Source organism: Polaromonas sp. P1_G4, assembly GCF_056405475.1.
On record NZ_JBFUCA010000509.1, the window covers coordinates 1 to 2,927 of the forward strand.

Below are 2,927 nucleotides of genomic sequence, written 5' to 3' on the forward strand. Positions count from 1 at the left end.
CCCCTGCCTCAAACACCTTGCCGGGCATGAATTGCCAGACGATGGGGCCCAGCTTGTCGCCCAGTTCGCTGATGCCGCTTTCAGTGAAGCGCTGGATGGACTCGCCCGCCTCGGCCAGCACGCGGCGGTTGGTCGCGTAGCGCGAGGCCTTGAGGGAAAACATGAAGTTGTCCGGCGTCTCGTCGTGCCACTTCCTGAAGCTGGCCGGCTTCAGCGTGCCGTAGTAGGTGCCGTTGACCTCGATGGCGCTCAGCCGGCGGCTTGCGTATTCGAGTTCGCGGCTGTGCGCCAGGCCGGCTGGGAAAAAGTTGTCGCGCCAGGGCTCAAAGGTCCAGCCGCCCACGCCAGCGCGGATGCGGGAATCGGCTACCGTGGCTGGCGTGGCGGCGGAAGATGGCGTGTGTGCGCGGCTTGCTGGTGTCATGGCGGCTCCGTGGCGTACTTGTCTGCTTTCTCGTCCAATTGGAGGAGTTATCTTTGTCCACGCCGCCCGCGATGCGCTGTAGGTTGAATTCTCCAATTGCGGGTCTTCCCGTGGCCGGTGGCGCGGTCTGTGTCGGAAGCGTACAGTAGCAGGTGCCGTAGCAAAATGCTGCCCTAAAAGCCGATATCCTTGTTCCCGGAGCCTTTCCAATGAACGCCCCACTGCACCGCGAAATCCCCGCCAGCATCCTTAACGCCGCCCAGGCCCTGTCCCAGGTCACGGCCCAATGGGACGGCGACATCGTCAAACAGATCACCGACTACATCTCCATCCCAGCCAAGTCCCCCACGTTTGACAGCGACTGGGCGCAGCACGGCTTCATCGACACCGTCATGCGCAATGCGGCGGCCTGGGTCGAGGCGCAGAAGGTCGAAGGCCTCAAGCTGGAGATCGTGCGCCTCGAAGGCCGCACCCCGGTGCTGTTCTTTGAGATCCCGGCCACGCGCGCCGATTCGACGCAAACCGTGTTGATGTACGGCCACCTCGACAAGCAGCCCGAATTCACCGGTTGGCGCAATGATTTGAGCCCCTGGATGGCCAAGTACGAAGACGGAAAGCTTTATGGCCGTGGCGCCGCCGACGATGGGTATGCGGTCTACGCCAGCATTGCCGCGGTGCAGGCGCTCAAAGCGCAGAACGTGCCGCACCCGCGCATCGTTGGCCTGATCGAAACCTGCGAGGAAAGCGGCTCCTATGATTTGCTGCCTTACGTCAATGCGTTGCGTGAGCGCCTGGGCGACGTCGCGCTGGTGGTGTGCCTGGATTCCGGCGCGGGCAACTACGACCAGCTGTGGCTGACCACCAGCCTGCGCGGCAACGCGGCGGGCGTGCTCAAGGTGGAAATCCTCACCGAAGGCGTGCACTCCGGCGACGCCAGCGGCCTGGTGCCGTCGAGCTTTCGCATCAYGCGCCAGGTGCTGGACCGCCTGGAAGACAGCAAGACCGGTCGCCTGCTACCGCAAAGCTTTCACTGTGAGGTTCCGGCTGACCGGCTGGCGCAGGCGCAGGCCACGGCCAAAATCCTCGGCGAGGAAATCTACAAGCGTTTTCCGTGGGCGCACTACGACTGCGAAGGCTCCAGCGCATTTGCCTTGCCCACCACGACTGACCCGGTGGAAGCCCTGCTCAACCGCACCTGGCGCCCGACGCTGAGCGTGACGGGTGCCGAAGGTTTTCCAGCCCTCAAGGATGCGGGCAATGTGCTGCGCCCCTACACCGCCTTCAAGCTCTCGCTGCGTTTTCCGCCGCTGATCGACGCTGGCGCGGCGGTGCAGGAACTCAAGACACTGCTGGAAGACAATGCGCCTTACCAGGCCAAAGTCACGTTTGAAAGCAACGGCGGCGCCACCGGCTGGAACGCGCCCAGCACCGTACCCTGGTTTGAGAACGCGCTCAACGATGCGTCGCAAAGCTTCTTCGGCGCGCCCTGCGGCACCATAGGCCAGGGCGGAACCATTCCGCTGATGAACATGCTGAGCAAGGGCTTCCCCAAGGCGCAGATGATGGTTTGCGGTGTGCTCGGCCCCAAGAGCAATGCGCACGGCCCCAACGAGTTCCTGAACGTGCCTTACGCCAAGAAGCTGACCGCCGCGGTCGCGCATGTGATGGCCCGCGTTCCCGGTTGATGCGGGTGAGCTACCCTTCTTTGCGCCGCGGTTTGCCGGCAGCGCTTGTTTCAAGCCAGGCTTTTGCTGCCGCATGCATTCCACCGTCCTAGCGCCTTTCACCGCCCGCGACGGCGAGAACCTGGCTCTCTATGAGTGGCCACTGGATGCTTTGGCCATCGAAATGGGTCAACATGCGTTGCCGCCGCGCGCCATGGTGCTGCTGGTCCATGGCTTGGGCGAGCACGCCAGCCGCTACGACCATGTCGCCAGCCAATTGCTCGACTGGGGTTTTGCCGTGCGTGCCTACGACCAGCGCGGCCATGGCGAATCGGGCGGGTTCCGTGGTGTGCTGCCCAATGAGACTGCACTGCTGGACGACCTGGCCGAAATAGTCGACGACACGCGCCTGCGTTGCGTGCGCCTTCTGGAGGAGGTCAACGCGGACGGACGAAGCCCGCAGCCGCCTGCGCATCTTCCCCTGGTTCTGCTTGGCCACAGCATGGGCGGTCTGGTGGTGAGCCGGTTTGTCGCGCTGGGCATTCGCCCCGTGGATGGCCTCGTGATGTCTTCTCCCGCGCTGGATCCGGGGCTCAACGCCTTGCAAAAGCTGCTGCTGGCCTTTATGCCGAGGCTGGCACCCGACCTGTGTGTAGGCAACGGCCTGGACGCGCGCTACATCTCGCACGATGAAGAGGTGGTCAAAAAATACTTCACCGACCGGCTGGTGCACGACAGAATCTCGCCACGCCTGGGCAAATTCATCGCAACAGCGGGTCCCGCGACGGTGGCGGCCGCCGCCCAATGGCGCACGCCTACGCTGCTGATGTATGCGGGTG

Annotated in this window: 3 protein-coding genes; 2 read left to right on the forward strand and 1 reads right to left on the reverse strand. The window is 63.8% G+C overall.

Features of this window, described 5'->3' with window-relative positions:
• Positions 1-424: DUF72 domain-containing protein (locus tag AC1D1X_RS19625; RefSeq protein ID WP_477698948.1), on the reverse strand; the 424-nt coding region annotated here is incomplete at its 3' end.
• 209 nt (positions 425-633) lie between these two features.
• Here AC1D1X_RS19625 and AC1D1X_RS19630 point away from each other — a divergent pair.
• Both AC1D1X_RS19630 and AC1D1X_RS19635 read left to right on the forward strand, forming a co-directional pair.
• Complete coding sequence (locus AC1D1X_RS19630) at positions 634-2,109, forward strand: M20 family metallopeptidase (RefSeq protein WP_477698949.1); 1,476 nt, start codon at positions 634-636, stop codon at positions 2,107-2,109.
• Between the two features lie 73 nt (positions 2,110-2,182).
• A partial coding sequence (locus tag AC1D1X_RS19635) for a lysophospholipase (protein WP_477698950.1) occupies positions 2,183-2,927 on the forward strand: 745 nt, incomplete at its 3' end.